The sequence below is a fragment of the Rhodococcus sp. IEGM 1408 genome (assembly GCF_033142235.1).
Taxonomy (GTDB): Bacteria; Actinomycetota; Actinomycetes; order Mycobacteriales; family Mycobacteriaceae; genus Dietzia.
On sequence record NZ_JAWLRW010000013.1, the window covers coordinates 31,531 to 47,237 of the forward strand.

The window sequence follows — 15,707 nt, forward strand, 5'->3', positions numbered from 1 at the left end:
TTCTCTAGTTGACGAACAGTTCTGCGACCTGCGCGGAGATCGCAATGACCAGCAAGCCGACGACAACCTTGATGAGGATTGCCTGGATAGACGGTCCGTACTGGTCCACCAGGCGGTTGTCCACGACGAGCAAGGCTCCGATCGCCATCACTCCAGCCACGGCGATCGCCATGCAGACCCACTTGACGTAGCGGACAGCGGCGACCATCGGTGCCCAGGCGTCGTTGACGATCGGCATCGGCGAGGTCGGGGGCTGTACTTGGGCCAGGACCAGCTCCATGACGGGGGCGGCGAGCATGGCTGGCTACGAGACCAGGGCGTTGACGATCGGGCCGGCCAGGATGATGAGCAGCGAACCGCCGACAATCCGGGCGATCGTGCTCTGCACCTCTTCGGAGTTGCCGGAGCGGCGGGCCATGATGAACCACGCGCCGGCGCCCATCACGCCCATGATTCCGATCGCAATGCAGCCCCACATGAAGTAGGCCAGTGCGGTGTTGACCTTCTCTTCTGCGCCGGGAGGGGCTTGCGGAGACAGGTTCTCCCCGACGGCGATGATCTGCTCGGAGAGGGCAGGCGCTGAGGTGATCAGGATGTCCAGCATGGGATTGGTCCTTTCGGGACTGAGTGTGTGCGGGGGTGGTCAGGAGGTCATCGCCGAGTTCCAGGCGGCGCGAGCTGCGGAAAACAGCTCGTCGGCCACGCTGGAGAACGCGGTCGGGACGGCTTCAGTCGCAGAGAGCGGACGGGCCAACTTGCGAGCGGATGGAGCGGTGTAGCCCGGAGTCCAGGTCGCCAGCGCGGCGGAATCGGTCGACAGCAGCTCCGGCAGCCATCCGATGTGCCAGTCGGCACCGGCGGCAGCGGCGACGAGCTCGCGGCGGCGAGCGAGCGACACGTCGGGTTTGCCGGGGGCTGCGGCCACGGTGACCAGCCCCAGCAAGGAGCAGGAGCTGGCCGCGCCCGCGCGATGCTGCATCACCAGCCGGTGCGCGGCATCCAGGCCAGTCGCGTGCATCCGAGCAACGACCACAACAAAGGGGGCCTTCTCGGCAGCAGGCCACCCTCGGCGGCTGTCCGCAGCTGGTGCCCAAACCGACTCCAGGGTGGTCACCCCGGCCCCACCGTGAGCCCCGAGCAGCCACATCACTGGTGCCGGCTCCCCCGCCTTGCGGAGAAGGCGCGACTCCCATACCGGAGCCCGTTCGGACTCCGAGGGAGCAGTGATCCAGGTCGGGATGGCAGTGGCTGGGGTGGAGTCATCTGGCCGGGTCGCATCAGCGGTGCCCATGTTCTCCTCCTTGTCGTGTCGTCATCGTTTGAGCACGCTCTTTAGCGGTAGGGCCGAAGCCCTGCCTGCCAGGTCAGGTGATCGACGCCAGCGCCGCTTGCAGGGCGGCGGTGTCCGCGAGGGTGGTTCCCGCAGCTACCGGAGCCGAGGTGGCCGGAACGCCGGCGCGGATCTGCTCGATCCGATCGCGGTCGTCGATGCCGCCACCGGCCTGCGTCACCGGCAGGCCGCGGGAGGCCGCAACGTCGTTGGCGGCGGCGACGGTCCACTGCTGGGCGATCGAGGCAGGGGTTGCACCCGACCGGCTAAACGCCGTCCGGTCGTAGGCGCCGTGCGCTCCGCCGATGGCCTCCCAGCTCTGCACATCGGTGGCGACCTTGACCAGGTCCTCGTTGCCCTTGATGGTCTGCTCGATCTCGGTGGCGACCCGCTGCATCCCGGAGTTGATCGTTACCGGGGTGATGAGGTTGGTCGCGGAGACCACGAGCTTGCCCGCCAGGAGCGCCGCAGCGGCCGGAGGACTGGCAACGCCAGCAGCAATGAGTTCGGCGATATTCGTCGGGGTCAGCACGTCACGGGCAACGGTGACCGTTGCCGCCAGCGCCATTCCCGCCAACTTCATGCCCGCCTGCACAACGGCGTCAATCTCGGTTCCCTGTCGGGCCGCGGGGTCGCTGTACTTGGCTACACGGGCAAGGGTGGTCGTGTCCCGCGTGGCCGGAGCGATCGTGAATCCGTCCTCGGCAGAGAAGTTGATGTCGTCGGTGATCGTCTCGACGCCCGCGAACAGAACGGACTGGCCGGTGACGGTGGCGACGTCGGCCAGGGCTCGGACGGGGTCCGAGGCCAGCTCGTCGGGATTGACCTTGGACTGGCCGGCCACGTTGGCGACCAGCTTGAGCAAGTCGGCGTCTTCCTCGGTGTCGCACGCCAAGTCCCCCGGCACACAGAAGCTGGCAACGCGGTCAGCCACCGCACCGAAGTCGGCCGCTGCGGTGTTCGGGGCGATACCGCCTCCGGGCGCGACAGGGGCCGCTCCCGCGGCGTCCACGGCCGCGACGGCCTGCCCATCGGTTCCCGGCACCGGTGCCGGGGAGACTCGTGCCGGATCGTCTGGGAAAACCGCAGATCCGGCCTCGCGAGTGGGATCACTCATGAGAGCGGCACCAGCGAACTGGTCCGGTGTGGCGGGACCATCACCGGCACCGATGTCACGGGTAATGGCGGAGGCGACCTGCGCACCCTGGCTGTAGCCCGAGACGAAGATCTTCGTGTCGGGGCAGCGCTTCAGCGTTTCCTTGATGAGCTTCTTGCCGTTCTCGACGCCGACAGTCATCGACTCGGCGTAGGTCTCTCGCTCATCGTCGGGAGTCATCCCGCCAAAGCTGGCCGGGTACGGCACGTAGACCCGGCCGAGGCGGTCTTCACCATCAGCGTTCGCTGCCTGCGTGGCTGGCCTGACGATGCCGGCCATCCATCCGGTATCCGAGGAGGTGGAGTCGTTGCGCGAGGCCTGGCCGGTGCCGTTGACGGCGACCAGCTGCACCGCGGGGCACCCGCCGTTGGCGGCATCCGGCAGCTCGACCTCGCTCGTGAGCTGCTGCGAGGTCAGCGGTGCGGACGTGGGCACCTCCACCGTCGAGGTCAGCGGGCTGGTCGCCGTCACGGTCGGGGTAACCAGACTGGGCGTCGCTTGCGCCTGTACCGATCCGGCTTGAGACACCGCGACCACGGCCGACACTGTGACCACAGCTCCGATTTGGATAGCACGCATCTGAGGCACCGAGTTCCTTCGTTGAGGGGAGACGGGAGTCGTCATGACTTGTCTTCGATCGACACGATTCGGACCTTGCCGCTCTCGCGGGTGGTCGTTACGCGCTGCTTGTAGACGGTCTGCGCGTCATCGGGGGCTGTCTCAGTCAGTTCGACCGAGGCAGCACCGTCGCCGTCAGAGACGATGCACAGGCAGTGAGTGGTGTCGCGCTCAACCGAGTCGATGCCCGCTTGGAGTGCCCCCAGATCGGTGATCGTGGAGTCCTTAGCCAGCAGGGGTTCGATCTTCTTCGAGTCCCGGGCGACGTAGTAGGCGTGCTGAAACGCGAGAACGACGCCGGCGACAGAATCGGTGTCGCCAGCGCCGTCACCGGTGGTGACCGTCGGAGACGAGGTCTCCTCGCACTTCGAGCGCGGCGCAGAAACCGCAGCAGCCGACGGAGTCGCCGCCTCCGCCGGAGAGCTTGTAGCCGCGGGCGTGGACGGGACAGTCAGCGGCGCTGCCGTTGATGTATCCGATCCGCCCAGGAGCGAGGACAGGAACCAGGCCGCTCCCGCCAGGGCCAGCAGAACTACCGCTACCGACCCGGCAAACAATGACTTGGCACCTAGCGCACGGGACCGCCCACGTGGGCGGTCCGCGTCTGGCAGTGGGCCATCCGCAGAGTCAGGTTCAGCCGAACTCTGGTCAAACCAGTCCGAAGCATCGGCCTCGGAAGTGGTAGACGGAACGGCCTCCAAGCGGTAGTCGGAGCGGAAGCCCTTTGGACGGTCAACAGGATTTGATGAGCCCTCTCCAGAGAACCATTCGGGCTGATCGTCGTCGATGCTCACGCGCAGCGTCCCTTCTCTGATGAGTGCTCGTCAGTGGGGTGTCAGTTGAAAGAGACCGGCGGGACGTTCGGGATGTTCAGGTTGTTAATGCTCCCGGCGGCGGCATCCTTGGCCTGGTTGATCGAGTCGTTGATCCCGTTCTCAACGCCAAGCGTCGCGTGCGGGTTTGCACCGATCGCTCCTGCGCCGGCGCCCAGCGCGGCGGATCCGCCTGCTGCCGAACCGGTGCCGGCCAGGCCAGCGACCGCAGTACCTGCAGTGGCGATGGGGCCAGCGGCGACTGCGGCGCCAATCACGGGTGCCGCGATGGGGCCGAGAGCCACCAGGGCGGCGATGACTGCACTGGAGATGGCGGTAGCTGCTGTAAGCATTGCGTGTTCCTCTTTCTGATTTGGGTGAGCGCTGGCGACCGTGCGGCCGTCAGCCGATGTGGAGCTGCTTCGGGGCGATCGGAGCCTGAGGCACCACCGGCGCCCGTCCTCCGAGGTCGATCGTGATTACCGGCGGGGCCACCGGCGCCTGCTGGGCCGGAGCCGGGGCCGGAGCCGGGGCCTGACGGACCGGCGCAGGAACCTGCTGCACCGGGGCCTGACGGACCGGCGCAGGAACCTGCTGCACCGGGGCCTGACGGACCGGCGCAGGAACCTGCCGGAGGTCCGCAGAGAGCTTGCGAACTTCCGGGGCGTCCGAGGTCTCCGCCACTACCTCCTTGGAGGTGGTGGGCTTAGCTGCCTCTGCGATGCCTGCCTGCCGCATTGCTGGAGTGGGCTTCGCCGTAGCCCGCGGTGTGGGCGACGGCTTGGCAGAGACAGCGACCACTGATCTCTGCTGGGCTACCGCCACACCGGGCTGGGTTGAGGTGGCCGAGACTCCGGGCGACTGGGCCTCTTTGAGTCCAGCCTGGGTCCCGGCCAAGGCCACGTACACGCTGCCGAAAGCGATGAGGGCGGTCGACGTGCCGACAACCGCTCCCCTGATCGCCGGCCGCGAAAGGGGCCGCTTCTGCCTCTGGATCACTTCGTCTCCTCGTTCCAAGTCCGGCGTACTGCTAACCGTACTGTTAGGGTACGCACTGTAGCGCCTTCGTAGGGACCCTGCTCGCTGCCGGTCGCCGTCGTTTCACCTCGGCTTCCCCTACCCTATAACCCCGCGCTATATTCCGCTAGTGGCGATTGTCGAGCGCGAACCTAGGAACACTTGTCGGGTAGGTCATGCCGATGAGGGAGGGTCCATGTCGCGCCGCGCGGGATATGTCTCCCCCACCGCACTTCGCTCGGCCATGTCTAGGAGTGGCGCCACCGTGGAGGACCTTGCGGTTGTCCTCGCGGTCTCTACCAGCACCGTAGAGGGCTGGATGTCTGCTCGGCGAACTCCCGAACCCCCCTTGCTCGTGGAGCTGGCGCGGGTCCTCAAGCTCCGCCCCGCGGACCTCACGCTCGTGAGCGAGGACGATGAGCGGCTGCATGACCTGCGGGTCCATGCCGGACTTCTCCAGGCCGATGCGGCATCAGCTGCCGGCCTGCGACAGCCTCAGTTGTCCAAGATGGAGCGGGGTGTCGCCGTCCCCCGAGAAGAACTTTGCGAGCCCCTGGCCAGGGTCTATGAAGTCGAACCGGGCCGAGTGCTGGCGGCGTGGAATCGCTCGCGAGAAGATCGTCGGCGACACGCCGGTAGCAAACTCCCTTAGGCACGCGCTATATTCTCAACACGCCGAGGATGTGGCAAATCCTCGACTGCGAATCACATACGTGTTATTAATATTCCCATGACGACCTTCGGCCGCCCTCGCACCCGCGATGATCGCACTCAGCTCAACGGTGAGATCGACAAAGCGCTCGTCGCAGATTTCAACGCCACCTGGCGTCGATCTGGACGGAAGCGGTGGGAAGTGTTGCAGGACGTCGTCACCTATGGGCTCGCCGAGTACAAGCGGCGCGACGCCGCGTCCCCCAGCACTCTGGACCTCATCGGTCGCGCTGGCTGAGCCCTACTCCCCTACAGACAGGAGGCGCACCGCGAACACGACAGCATCGTCGTTGACAACCGCATAGCGCACCCGCACAAAAAAGCGATCGCCCTCCGGGGCCAACCGAAAGGCGATCGCTCAAAGTGTGACCGGCACGAGCGCCAACTCGTGATCCGGTATTTGGTGCCCACCCGAAAGGCGGAAACAGCTTGCCTAGCTGTTCCGAGGGTAGCGCATACCCAAATGACGTGTCCAGCATCGCCACGCTGGATTGTCAGAATGCACCGCGCACCCTCACCATCTCTGACTCTTCTCCCTCGATCGGCCAGACGATCGAGGCCCGCATCGCTGACGCCGAGGCGGCCAACCGTACCCACGGCCAACGTGGTCGCTCCTGGGCACTGCCGGGACGACTCCCCGCCCTGTGCTGGCCCGGGCGGGCCCGTTGGCTTCTCGCTGTGGACGTCGCGTTGGCCTCCGATGAAGGCCGGCGCCTTTGTCGGTCCCGGCACCTATCTCCGGCTACCGCACGCGCCATCGCCCGCGGGTGCGCCCACTACGCCGATAGTGGGACAGGACGACATCTCACAGCCTCAAACGCCACCATCGCGGCGTACGCCGCGGAGAAGGCAAACCGTTCACGTCCGTGGAGCCACGACGTTGTCGCCAACACCCGCCGCGTCCTCGAGCTCCTGGGGCTGGCCGTCGAGGTCGTCCGGGGCCGCTATCTGACCGCAGACGAACGGCTAGCGGCAGCAGTGCACCACGATTGCGTGCAACTGCGGGCGGCCTCCACCTGGGTGCTGACCTCAATCCGCAGGTGGCATACGAAATCGTTACTACCCCGTAGGGGTTCTACGGGGAGTAAAACTCCCCGTAGAAGTAACTCACCCAAGCGCGCGCTCACGCGCACGCAGGCGCCCTCCGGGCGCTCTCCTCGAAACAAAGGGGTCCCCCGGCCTCTAGAGGCCCAACTCGTCACCGCCGAACTCATCTCACGAACTCACGGCCTGGACAACGGTCGCCACCTGGGTTCACTGGTCGATGTCATCACGGAAATGGTCGACTACCAGCGTTGGACAGCCAGGGATCTCGTTGCCGTACTCGACATTGACGCCCGTACGAATCCACGCGATTGGCCACAGCACATCGCCAATCCCGCCGCATTTCTCCGACACCGATTGGGGCGTATCGCCGATCGGTTGGCCAAACCCTCCCCCAGTCAGCTCGAGGCAGAACGCCATCAATTTGAACGTGACCAGCAGCGAGAGCGAGCAGAGCGTGACGAACAGGCGGGCCAACAGCGGGCCTCGACCACCCACGTGAGAAGCGCAATGGCGGAGTTCCGTCGAACACTCGCCCTCCGCCAAGCTGCACGTGACGCGTCATCATTAACAGCGAACACGTAATATTGCTCTCATGGGGCAAAGGCCAGGTGACACACGAAGCACGTTCGCTGAGAAGCTGCACAAGCTCGTGGACACCGTGCACCCTCCGGGTCGAAGTCGATACACCCAGATGGAGATCGTCGCTGGCGTCAAGGATCTTGGCGGCGACCTCAGCCAGCAGTACCTCTCGGAACTCCTTCGGGGCGTCCGGACAGACCCCTCCCAGCGGATCGTGCGTCACCTGGCGGCATTCTTCGGTGTCACCGAGGACTACTTCGTAGATGAGGACGAATACCGACGGACCAACGACTACATCACTCTGCTCCGGCGTGTGAGCGAGAGCGAAGTCCTCGCGGTGTCTGCTCGAGCAATTGACCTGCCCGCAGATGCACTCGAACGGATTAGTCGAGCAGTGGAAGAAGAACGACGACGCGCAGGCCTGGCGGACTAGTGGGCATCTCCGTTAGTTCGTCGGGGGTCATGCTGCGCGGAGGGTGCCGTCGTTGTTGAGGCGGTCGAGGTGGCGGTTGAGGTCATCGCGGGTGTACTTCCAGCCGAACGGCTCGGCGCTTCGGTTGTAGCGATCCTGGAACGCGAGGATGCGTGCGGCGAGATCGTCGAGGTCTGCGAAGTCGCCGGTGGCGATGGCTTTGCGCTGCAGGATCGAGAAGTAGATTTCGACCTGGTTGAGCCACGAGGCGTGCACCGGAAGGTGCACCAGGACCGCGTTGGGAAACGCATGACGCATCCGGTCTTTCGAGGCCTGACCTGCGTGGGATGAGCCGTTGTCGACGACCCAGAACACTCGCTTCGCGGATGCGTATGGCTCTTGGGTCATCACCTGCTCGACCAGTTCGGTGAACGGGGCGATCCCTGTCTTGGGTGCGGTCATCCCCATCACGCGGGCCTGGTGGACGTCGTAGGCGGCGAAGTAGGCCAACGTCCCACCGCGGCGGTACTCGAACTCCACGCGCCGCGGCTGACCGAGCCTGGCGGGAGTCTCGGCGTGACGGCGTTTGAGGGCTTGGAGCTGTGATTTTTCGTCCGCACTGATGACGTACTCATCGTCGCCGAGAGCAACGCCGTTCCAGCGCCGGTGGTACAGGTCCAGCACCCGGGCGGCCTTGACGGCGAAGTCGGGGTCGCGGGGAAAAATCCACGACCGGTGCTGCCACGGCTTGATCGCATCTGCGGCCAGCCAGCGCCCGATCGTCGCCGACGCCACGGGGCGCACCAGCCCTGTGGCGACGGCGTGGGCTCTCAACTCGGCGGCCGACCATCTGGTCAGTGGCAGACCGTGGTCAGCCGGGCGCGTACACGCCAACGCTTTGACCTGGGCGACCTCGACGGGGGTGAACACTCGCGGTCGTCCCGAGCGGGGCCGATCTTTGAGACCCTCCAGGCGCTCGGTGCAGAACCGATGCCGCCACTGGCGCACCGTGTCCTGACACACCCCGACCTCGCGGGCGATCGCAGCGTTGGTGTCACCGTCGGCGGCCGCCAGGACGATCCGGGCTCGCAGTACATCGCGGTGCGCACAGCGGGCAGCTTGCGCGCGGCGGGTCAGCACGTCGCGTTCTTTGTCGGTGAGGATGACGATAACGGCGCTGGTGGGGGGCATGTTCATTTCTGACGCACCCAGCGGTGCCCGCCAAGCCGCCACGCCGGAACAAGCCGAAAGTCGAGGGCGAGAACCGGCGGCGGCGATGATGGAGATCATGGCCAAGATCCCCGAGTCGACCCAGACCTCACTGCGACAGAAACTGCTGGCCCGCGCTGCCGAACGGTGGCCCCAGATCCAGGCCCTGCACACCCGCTACCGGGCCGGATTCGCCTACATCGATGCCACCTTGACCGACGGGGACGAAGTCAAGCTCTGCCGACTGCGCTACGCCGGATCAGCCAGCCAGTGGGGTTTTGCGATCTACCGCGCCAGCCATGACGACTACCAGCAAGCCGCCCTGCCAAACGGATGGCCCTCAGGCACTCCCGCAGAAGCCCTCGACACCGCCTGCGGCCTCTATCTCGGCGACCCCACCGCCTGGATCACCGACCCCCGACGAACTAACGGAGATGCCCACTAGCGGCCGCCACCCCAGTAGCCCCCGGCCGCGCCGAGCCCGCAGCCCAGAGCCGTTTCCAGCGGCGTGTGATGACTGATCCGCACCCGAGCCCACGCAACCGGCGGCACTAGTCCCAGCCCTAGCCAGTACCGCGGAGAGACCTCGCGAGCAAGAACTGCAACGACGCCGGCCAATACAGCAGTGTGAAACGACACTTTGACTCGAAGAGTTGCAGCACCGGCAACCCCGAGAGTGAGCAGCGCAGCACGAGTCATTCGGCGCAGCTCCGGAGGAGCAGAACGACGAGTCTGAGCTGCCATCAAGGTGCTCACGGAAACCGCGATCCCGGCGATCACCAAGGGGCGGTCCTCGCGCCGGGTGACGTGATGGTCACTGAGTCCCTGGCGACGAACCCGCCAGGCGATCGCCGCTTGCGGCACTAGTCCAAGGCCGGCCGCGGTGGCGATCCCCCACCCGGGCGATCGCACCGCGCGGCCCAAGTGGGTGGACCCCACCGCCAACACCACCCACGGAGCGAAAACCTCGGTGAGCACCTTCTCCGGAGTCATACACGGACCTTTCCTTGGTAAGTGCGACCGAGTTTGGCTACGACGGCAGGTATCTCGACGTCACTGACACACTCCGGAGGCTGTGGGAACCCGGTCGGTCCCACCGTGACGCGGTCGATCTGGTGAAGGCCGTCCAAAACCTCGACGGCTCGATCGAGTACCCACGTATCCAGACCCAGCCGCCAATCTGATGTGCGCCGCACCTCGGGAAGAACTTCGAGGACCCGGGCACTGAGCACGCGAAAACGCATCCAGTATTTCAACGCTGCAAGGTCGGCCTCTGCCGTCGACCAGAGCAGGCCCACCGTCAAGAGCAACATCCCCATCACCGACAGCACCTGAGTGACCAGGAACTGCGAGTCGGTTGGCGGCGTCGTTGCCGTTGCAGCCTCCCAGAGATAATTGAGGCGGAACACGCACCAACCGGCCAGGAACACTGCACCGACGGCCATGATCGCCAATCCACGACCGGAGGCAGTGCCCAGGCGGAGGGGCCAGATGACGGCAAAGAAGCCGAAGCACGCCACGAGGCCGCCGAGGTAGGCGATCAACATGCCCGCCAATAGCAACGGTTGAGAGTGAGACCATTCCACATAATCAACGCTGTTCAGAAGCCCGCCGCCGCCCGCAATGACATGCAAAATGAGCATAGGAACAGCTGTCGCTAGGAAACTGGCCCAAACGGCGAGCTCGGCCTTAGGTCGGTATAGCGCCCGTTGGGCCATCGCCATAAGCAGGACGCCGGCCGCGCACCCCAAGATGGCTAAGTGCTTCAGCATCGTTGGAGCGCCGACCGTCATACCGCCGGGGCCTCGCAGAATGACCTCGACAGGCTCAGTGACCGAGAGCATCCCGACAAACAGAGCGATAGATGTCAGAATCGCCGCTCGAAGGGTCGGATTAGGCGCCACCTGGGCTCGCAAGATGCGAGTGACGATGTACGTCAGCAACAGCAGCTCCAGGACGACAAGGACCGCTAGCGTCGTCACCCGAACGCCTCGTCGAGCCGGGACAGATGACGACTAGTCAGGCCGCGACGAAGTCTCCGAATGACGGTCGAAGCGAATTGCTCAGCCTCGCGCTCGCGCTCCGCCCACTCGCGAAACTCGGGAACGGCGCACGAGATCCCATCCGAGACAGGCTGTCCCGTTACCAGAGCGGCCAGCCGATCGGGTGCGCCAGGGCCGCCAGCATCGTGGTGCCTCAACAATATGTGTCCCACTTCGTGCAACAGGGTATGAAGGCGAAGATCACCAGGCAGAGCCGGATCGAGCATGATGACGTGCCCCAGAGTTGTCCGAGTCACCATCCCGTACCGACCGCGCGGCTGAGATACCTCCTCGAGCGTGACCGAGTCCCCCGACACGTCCGAAGTCGCCGCCAAGATGGCGGCATCGCTCGCTGGAACGCTAGCGATGGAAAGTCGCTCCATTAGCTGATCCACCGCTGCATCAACCGGAGACCGGGTTGGGCGGAGGAACTGCGAAAGACGAGGCACGACAACTACTTTAACGAGGCCATGCCTTGAAGCGGGAGCCTCGTATGATCGAACCGACCGTCACTCTCTACGGTCGACCGTCCTGTCCTCCCTGTATGAGAACCAAGAAACTGCTCGATCAGGCAAGCCTCGACTTTCTCTACATCGACGTTGACCAGGACCAGGCCGCCCTCGACGGGCTGACTGAACTGGACTGGGTGACCGCGTTGCCTGTGGTGATCACTCCTGCTCTGGAATGGTGCGGATGCCGCCCTGAACACATCAAGACGATCATCACGCAGTACGGACCACCGGCCTAGCTAGGAGCCTAAATCGCGCCACTGGTGGCACTAGCGTCGCTAGTGCCACCAGTGGCACTAGCGCCGCCTCTGGCGGCCCCGGTAGGGTCGGAACATGATCGTTCGCGGCATCATCACACATCTGCACGTCACTCCCCTGGCGACCAAGCGAGGTTCGACTACCCTCTCCGCAGTCCGCGTGATCGACGATCACTCCCGCGCTCAACACGGCGGGCAACCCGGGTCCAGGCCCTCCCCCACCCGGTACGAAATACAGTTCGTCGACAGCAAGCTGTTCCAATGGTCCGCCGCTATCCAGAAGGCATTCTCCAACGGCGACGAAATCCTGGCCTACGCCGAGGACGAGATCCGCGTCCGAACCGCTGACGACGGCGCTGTCACCCTTATCGTGCATGGCATCGACCTCGGCCACTCCTCACAATCGGCGGCACAGCGACAGGACTGAGGTGGGTGGGCCCCTTTCCCTGCCCCTGCCAGTCTTGGTGTTCCGCTGCCGGGGTCAAGGTCGGCACCCTTCGGGTGCGCCGGCTACGCCAACAAGCCCGGGACGCGGTCGCTGCGCTCCCTTATTTCGCCCCGACCTTCTTGTCTCCGCCGCCGTTCCCTCTCTTGACCCCGTCCGCTCCACACCAATCGGGCTGGTATCAGGGAAAGGGGGAGCCATGCGTGAAGCCCAACGGAGCACGTCCGACGCAAAGAAAACCCAGGTCAAGAGCGCAAAAACCTTTCACCACTAGTGCCACTAGTGCTACTAGTGCTACTAGTGCTACTATTGAGGCATACCGAGAGGGCAGCAAGCCCCCGGAAACCCCAGGAGGAACACCATGAGTGATTCGTACAAGAGTCTTGCGGACCTCGGAGTGGCGCTGTCGGATGTTGCGGCACTGCTCTCGGACTCCGAAGTTCTGCACGCACTGACTTCCCACCTGACCGCCCGTGAAGTCATGATCATCGCCCGCCTGTTCCAGGCCGCGGGGAACGACAACGCCTACCGGTGGGTCATGGAGGGCATCATCCACGGCGACGAAGAGGTGCGAGCGGTAGCGACCCCCGTGGCGATCGGACCGGGCTCGGTCAAGATCGAGTACTTCAACCAGTTCTCTGACTGTGGCATTGAGGACCGCCCATCTACGTCCGCGAGTTTGAGACTGGCGGGCTACGCAGCGCCATGCGGGAGCTCGGACTCGAGTTGGACGGTGAGATGGCGGAATGGGCCGCGATCCATATCCCCGGCCAGCTCGTCCTCGACAGTGCCCGGCGCGCCTAGGTCGACACTCAAGTAACTAGTGGCGCTTGCGGCGCAAGCGCCACTAGTTGCACTAGAGTCACTAGAGTCACTAGCGGGAGGCAACATGAAGATCGTCGCAGTAGCGAACCTCAAAGGCGGGGTGGGCAAGACCTCGGTAGCGCAGTCACTGCTGCACGCAGCGGCAGCTCGTGGCCAGAAAGCACTGGGCATCGACCTGGATTCGCAGGGTAACCTCACTCAGCAACTCACTGCCCGAAACGCCGACGACTGGTTCGAGCTAACCATCGCAGACGTCATGGATCCGTCGATGAGCACCCCGATCGCCAGCGCGATCGTGTCCACCAGGCGGGCCAACATCGACCTCGTACCCTCCGGGCTAGACGACTACGTCGCCGTCGAGATGTCACTGACCGGGGCGATGATGCGGGAGCTGACCCTTCGCAAAGCTCTAAGCCAGCTCCCGGACGACGCGTACGACCTCGTGGTGATCGACTGTCCGGCTGCACTCGGACTGACGCTGACCAACGCGTTTGCCGCCGTGCATTCGGTCATCATCGTCACCGATCCGTCGTCGGCTGGGTTTGTCGGGGTGGGCCGCATCGTCAACACCATCGACACCGCCAACGATCAACTGGGTCAGGTCATTGGGCGGGAGATCGAGATCGGCGGAATCGTGATCAACGGTCACCGGACGGGCGTCAAGACCGAAGAGGCCTTCGTTGTCGAGATTGAGAACTACGCCCGCGACGCGGAGATTCCCGTCCTGGGGCGCCCGGTACCTCTTTTGGCCTTCATTCAACGCGCAAACGCCGCAGGGTACGGCTTCGACGAGCTGACCGAGATTCGCGCCGTCGAAGTAGCGCGATTCTTCGACGACATGCTCACCACGATCACCGGAAAGGACTGAACGATGGCTGACAAACTGCCGCCGGGACCGACCGCCCCCGCACGTAAGAAGAGGGAGCCGCGTTCCATGTACAGCGATTTGTCCGGGGCCGCGCAGGGTCCCGTGGTCGCGGAGGAACCCGTCGAGCAGGAGTCCGAAGTGGCCAGCCCGACCGACTCGCAGGCGGGGGAGGCGCCGGCCAAGAAGCCGGCAAAGAAGCTGGCCAAGAAGAGTGCAGTCGGCAAGGCGAAGGGGTGGGACCGTTCCGGCCAGGTCGCCGTGGTTCTCGGCAGCGAGCGTCACGCCCGCCTCAAGAATGTGTGGAAGAGCAATGCGACCACCTACGACGCCATTGCCGACCTCATCCGCGAGGCGATCGACGAGAAGCTGGACCAGCTCGAGAAATAGCACTAGTACCACTAGAGTCACTAGCGGCACTAGCGCCCCTTGTGTTACAGGGGGCGCTAGTGCATTTCGGCGACTGGAGAAAGTAGGCCTAGTTTCAGGCCTACTTTGCGCGTATAACTCAGTGCATGACAACCAACGTCCTGGCCACCAACGAGATGAAGTCCAATCTCGCTGCATATATCAAGCAGGTGTCCGAGGATCCGCGGCAGCGAGTAGTCGTCGGAGCACATAGGCGCCCGGAGGCTGTTCTGCTCTCGGTTTCTTCGGAACTGCCCGAGCGTCAACTGCACACCATGGCAACACTGGCAGGACGGGCGCTTGGCTACGAGCTCGCCGAACAGGGAAGAGCAGGTTCCTCACTGGGGGAGTGTCGCGAGCTTCTGTCCGTGCTTGCCGCGCGGCACCGTCGAGAGGACTGTCTGCGCTTTGCCGTCGCTGTTGCGACCGTTGTCGTAGAAGGCGACGTGGACGTAGCCACTGTTGTGCGCCAGATCGGCCACCTCATCGGCGATGCGGTGGAGCCCGAACTCGACTGGGCGGACCTCGCCGGAGAGGTTCATCGAGAGGTCGAGCAACGACGCGGAAACTGGCAGGAGGGGGAGGTGGGATGAAGAGCAAGAGACTGGCGCAGGGAGCGTGCATCGCAGGGCGACTACGTACTGTTAGTCGTACTGTTACGGCAGGCCGGGATCGTATGGAGAGGCCAAACCGGACGCGATCGTGGAGGCACCGTTGTCAGACCAACACTCGCTATTCGACTTTGATGATGACGCCACCCAAGGAGACAGCAATGTCGGAGATGACCCGCAGAGCCGTACAGGCGGCGTGGGAGGAACTCGGCCGAGACCAGGGTTACCCCAACCCGGACGCACTAACGGAGGCGATCGAGGTAGAGGCCGAGAGGCTGGACGGGCTGATCGGGGACCTGACCCAACGACTCAGGGATCAGGGGATCGCGCAGTTCCAGGCGGACAACCAGGGGCATCACCCGCCGTTTCTGGAGGCGGTGCTGATCGGCAACCGGGCACGGTCCCAGGCGGAGGAGCTGATCCTGCACCAGGAGCTGGGCGAGGCGGTGGAACTCGCGGCGATGGAAGAAGACAAGGAAACGTTCGCGGACCAGAGCTGGCGGACCAGCCCCGATCGGTGGAGAACCGACACGGATCTGATGGACGACCCGACGCCGGAGATCGACGCCCAGACGGAGGAAGTCTGGCCGGAGAAGACGATCGGCTTCCGAGTGATGGCGGCCTTTTTGATGCAGGCACGCTACGAGGACTCGCAGCCGATCCCGGAGACTCCGGACGACCCGCTCAAAGCACAGTTCACGGACCTCGTCGCCACGGAGCTGGACCGACGCGCAAGCGTCCAGTCCGAGTTCAGAAGAACGAGCCAGAGCAGCTAGACCTCATCTTTGACGACGCCGGATCGGCGCCGGTCGATCCAGCCAAGCTCAACGTCCACGCGGCACCGCTGCCTGACC

The 15,707-nt window shown here is 64.7% G+C and carries 21 protein-coding genes; 11 read left to right on the forward strand and 10 right to left on the reverse strand.

Annotation, left to right across the window (positions count from 1 at the left end):
* Positions 1-4: 4 nt before the first annotated feature.
* The 7 genes from R4P08_RS16545 to R4P08_RS16575 all read right to left on the reverse strand — a co-directional run bounded on the left by R4P08_RS16545 (position 5) and on the right by R4P08_RS16575 (position 4,654).
* On the reverse strand, positions 5-298 hold the full coding sequence (locus R4P08_RS16545; RefSeq protein ID WP_317815018.1) for a hypothetical protein: 294 nt from the start codon (positions 296-298) through the stop codon (positions 5-7).
* A 6-nt stretch (positions 299-304) separates the two neighbouring features.
* On the reverse strand, positions 305-604 hold the full coding sequence (locus tag R4P08_RS16550) for a hypothetical protein (protein WP_317815019.1): 300 nt from the start codon (positions 602-604) through the stop codon (positions 305-307).
* A gap of 39 nt (positions 605-643) precedes the next feature.
* Positions 644-1,291, reverse strand: coding sequence for a DUF6668 family protein (locus R4P08_RS16555; protein WP_317815020.1), 648 nt, complete (start codon positions 1,289-1,291; stop codon positions 644-646).
* 73 nt (positions 1,292-1,364) lie between these two features.
* Complete coding sequence (locus R4P08_RS16560) at positions 1,365-2,957, reverse strand: cutinase family protein (protein WP_317815021.1); 1,593 nt, start codon at positions 2,955-2,957, stop codon at positions 1,365-1,367.
* A 149-nt stretch (positions 2,958-3,106) separates the two neighbouring features.
* Positions 3,107-3,898, reverse strand: a complete 792-nt coding sequence (locus R4P08_RS16565; RefSeq protein WP_317815022.1) for a hypothetical protein — start codon at positions 3,896-3,898, stop codon at positions 3,107-3,109.
* Between the two features lie 41 nt (positions 3,899-3,939).
* On the reverse strand, positions 3,940-4,269 hold the full coding sequence (locus R4P08_RS16570) for a hypothetical protein (RefSeq protein WP_317815023.1): 330 nt from the start codon (positions 4,267-4,269) through the stop codon (positions 3,940-3,942).
* A 49-nt stretch (positions 4,270-4,318) separates the two neighbouring features.
* Entirely contained in the window at positions 4,319-4,654 is a 336-nt protein-coding gene (locus R4P08_RS16575) for a hypothetical protein (protein WP_317815024.1), read from the reverse strand.
* Positions 4,655-5,177: 523 nt separating this feature from the next.
* Between R4P08_RS16575 and R4P08_RS18565 the strand changes: the two genes are divergently transcribed.
* Together R4P08_RS18565 and R4P08_RS16580 are read left to right on the forward strand one after the other, a co-directional pair.
* The gene (locus tag R4P08_RS18565; protein WP_411741232.1) at positions 5,178-5,585 is read left to right on the forward strand and encodes a helix-turn-helix domain-containing protein; all 408 of its coding nucleotides are present in this window, start codon (positions 5,178-5,180) and stop codon (positions 5,583-5,585) included.
* Positions 5,586-5,663: 78 nt separating this feature from the next.
* A complete protein-coding gene (locus R4P08_RS16580; RefSeq protein ID WP_317815025.1) occupies positions 5,664-5,882 on the forward strand; it encodes a hypothetical protein in 219 nt (72 codons plus the stop codon).
* Positions 5,883-6,898: 1,016 nt separating this feature from the next.
* On the opposite strand, the gene R4P08_RS16585 is transcribed toward R4P08_RS16580, so the two are convergent.
* Complete coding sequence (locus R4P08_RS16585; protein WP_317815026.1) at positions 6,899-7,165, reverse strand: hypothetical protein; 267 nt, start codon at positions 7,163-7,165, stop codon at positions 6,899-6,901.
* A gap of 217 nt (positions 7,166-7,382) precedes the next feature.
* Here R4P08_RS16585 and R4P08_RS16590 point away from each other — a divergent pair, with 217 nt between their 5' ends.
* Positions 7,383-7,703 carry a helix-turn-helix domain-containing protein gene (locus R4P08_RS16590; RefSeq protein ID WP_317815027.1) on the forward strand — a complete coding sequence of 107 codons (321 nt, stop codon included), beginning with the start codon at positions 7,383-7,385 and terminating at the stop codon, positions 7,701-7,703.
* Positions 7,704-7,730: 27 nt separating this feature from the next.
* Here R4P08_RS16590 and R4P08_RS16595 read toward each other — a convergent pair whose 3' ends face one another.
* Complete coding sequence (locus tag R4P08_RS16595; protein ID WP_317815028.1) at positions 7,731-8,873, reverse strand: IS630 family transposase; 1,143 nt, start codon at positions 8,871-8,873, stop codon at positions 7,731-7,733.
* Between R4P08_RS16595 and R4P08_RS16600 the strand changes: the two genes are divergently transcribed.
* Positions 8,872-9,336, forward strand: a complete 465-nt coding sequence (locus R4P08_RS16600; RefSeq protein WP_317815029.1) for a hypothetical protein — start codon at positions 8,872-8,874, stop codon at positions 9,334-9,336. The genes R4P08_RS16595 and R4P08_RS16600 overlap by 2 nt on opposite strands.
* 544 nt (positions 9,337-9,880) lie before the next feature.
* Here R4P08_RS16600 and R4P08_RS16605 read toward each other — a convergent pair.
* Positions 9,881-10,873, reverse strand: a complete 993-nt coding sequence (locus R4P08_RS16605) for a hypothetical protein (protein ID WP_317815030.1) — start codon at positions 10,871-10,873, stop codon at positions 9,881-9,883.
* 553 nt (positions 10,874-11,426) lie between these two features.
* Here R4P08_RS16605 and R4P08_RS16610 point away from each other — a divergent pair.
* The 7 genes from R4P08_RS16610 (at position 11,427) to R4P08_RS16640 (ending at position 15,629) form a co-directional block, all read left to right on the forward strand.
* Positions 11,427-11,681 carry a glutaredoxin family protein gene (locus R4P08_RS16610; protein ID WP_317815031.1) on the forward strand — a complete coding sequence of 85 codons (255 nt, stop codon included), beginning with the start codon at positions 11,427-11,429 and terminating at the stop codon, positions 11,679-11,681.
* 94 nt (positions 11,682-11,775) lie between these two features.
* Positions 11,776-12,126: a hypothetical protein gene (locus R4P08_RS16615; protein ID WP_317815032.1), complete on the forward strand. Its 351-nt coding sequence runs from the start codon at positions 11,776-11,778 to the stop codon at positions 12,124-12,126.
* 379 nt (positions 12,127-12,505) lie between these two features.
* Entirely contained in the window at positions 12,506-12,964 is a 459-nt protein-coding gene (locus R4P08_RS16620; protein ID WP_317815033.1) for a hypothetical protein, read from the forward strand.
* A gap of 69 nt (positions 12,965-13,033) precedes the next feature.
* Complete coding sequence (locus R4P08_RS16625; protein ID WP_317815034.1) at positions 13,034-13,837, forward strand: ParA family protein; 804 nt, start codon at positions 13,034-13,036, stop codon at positions 13,835-13,837.
* Positions 13,838-13,840: 3 nt separating this feature from the next.
* Positions 13,841-14,224 carry a hypothetical protein gene (locus R4P08_RS16630; RefSeq protein ID WP_317815035.1) on the forward strand — a complete coding sequence of 128 codons (384 nt, stop codon included), beginning with the start codon at positions 13,841-13,843 and terminating at the stop codon, positions 14,222-14,224.
* A gap of 125 nt (positions 14,225-14,349) precedes the next feature.
* On the forward strand, positions 14,350-14,835 hold the full coding sequence (locus tag R4P08_RS16635; RefSeq protein WP_317815036.1) for a hypothetical protein: 486 nt from the start codon (positions 14,350-14,352) through the stop codon (positions 14,833-14,835).
* Between the two features lie 179 nt (positions 14,836-15,014).
* The gene (locus tag R4P08_RS16640) at positions 15,015-15,629 is read left to right on the forward strand and encodes a hypothetical protein (protein ID WP_317815037.1); all 615 of its coding nucleotides are present in this window, start codon (positions 15,015-15,017) and stop codon (positions 15,627-15,629) included.
* Positions 15,630-15,707 lie beyond the last annotated feature (78 nt).

What these genes read in the sequence shown, in the direction of transcription:
- R4P08_RS16580 (WP_317815025.1), top strand. Translation starts at nt 5,664, where the DNA reads ATGACGACCTTCGGCCGCCCTCGCACCCGCGATGATCGCACTCAGCTC.
- R4P08_RS18565 (WP_411741232.1), top strand. Translation starts at nt 5,178, where the DNA reads ATGTCTAGGAGTGGCGCCACCGTGGAGGACCTTGCGGTTGTCCTCGCG.
- R4P08_RS16625 (WP_317815034.1), top strand. Translation starts at nt 13,034, where the DNA reads ATGAAGATCGTCGCAGTAGCGAACCTCAAAGGCGGGGTGGGCAAGACC.
- R4P08_RS16635 (WP_317815036.1), top strand. Translation starts at nt 14,350, where the DNA reads ATGACAACCAACGTCCTGGCCACCAACGAGATGAAGTCCAATCTCGCT.
- R4P08_RS16610 (WP_317815031.1), top strand. Translation starts at nt 11,427, where the DNA reads ATGATCGAACCGACCGTCACTCTCTACGGTCGACCGTCCTGTCCTCCC.
- R4P08_RS16615 (WP_317815032.1), top strand. Translation starts at nt 11,776, where the DNA reads ATGATCGTTCGCGGCATCATCACACATCTGCACGTCACTCCCCTGGCG.
- R4P08_RS16545 (WP_317815018.1), bottom strand. Translation starts at nt 298, where the DNA reads ATGCTCGCCGCCCCCGTCATGGAGCTGGTCCTGGCCCAAGTACAGCCC.
- R4P08_RS16590 (WP_317815027.1), top strand. Translation starts at nt 7,383, where the DNA reads ATGGAGATCGTCGCTGGCGTCAAGGATCTTGGCGGCGACCTCAGCCAG.
- R4P08_RS16600 (WP_317815029.1), top strand. Translation starts at nt 8,872, where the DNA reads ATGTTCATTTCTGACGCACCCAGCGGTGCCCGCCAAGCCGCCACGCCG.
- R4P08_RS16620 (WP_317815033.1), top strand. Translation starts at nt 12,506, where the DNA reads ATGAGTGATTCGTACAAGAGTCTTGCGGACCTCGGAGTGGCGCTGTCG.
- R4P08_RS16570 (WP_317815023.1), bottom strand. Translation starts at nt 4,269, where the DNA reads ATGCTTACAGCAGCTACCGCCATCTCCAGTGCAGTCATCGCCGCCCTG.
- R4P08_RS16575 (WP_317815024.1), bottom strand. Translation starts at nt 4,654, where the DNA reads ATGCGGCAGGCAGGCATCGCAGAGGCAGCTAAGCCCACCACCTCCAAG.
- R4P08_RS16550 (WP_317815019.1), bottom strand. Translation starts at nt 604, where the DNA reads ATGCTGGACATCCTGATCACCTCAGCGCCTGCCCTCTCCGAGCAGATC.
- R4P08_RS16555 (WP_317815020.1), bottom strand. Translation starts at nt 1,291, where the DNA reads ATGGGCACCGCTGATGCGACCCGGCCAGATGACTCCACCCCAGCCACT.
- R4P08_RS16640 (WP_317815037.1), top strand. Translation starts at nt 15,015, where the DNA reads ATGTCGGAGATGACCCGCAGAGCCGTACAGGCGGCGTGGGAGGAACTC.
- R4P08_RS16630 (WP_317815035.1), top strand. Translation starts at nt 13,841, where the DNA reads ATGGCTGACAAACTGCCGCCGGGACCGACCGCCCCCGCACGTAAGAAG.
- R4P08_RS16595 (WP_317815028.1), bottom strand. Translation starts at nt 8,873, where the DNA reads ATGCCCCCCACCAGCGCCGTTATCGTCATCCTCACCGACAAAGAACGC.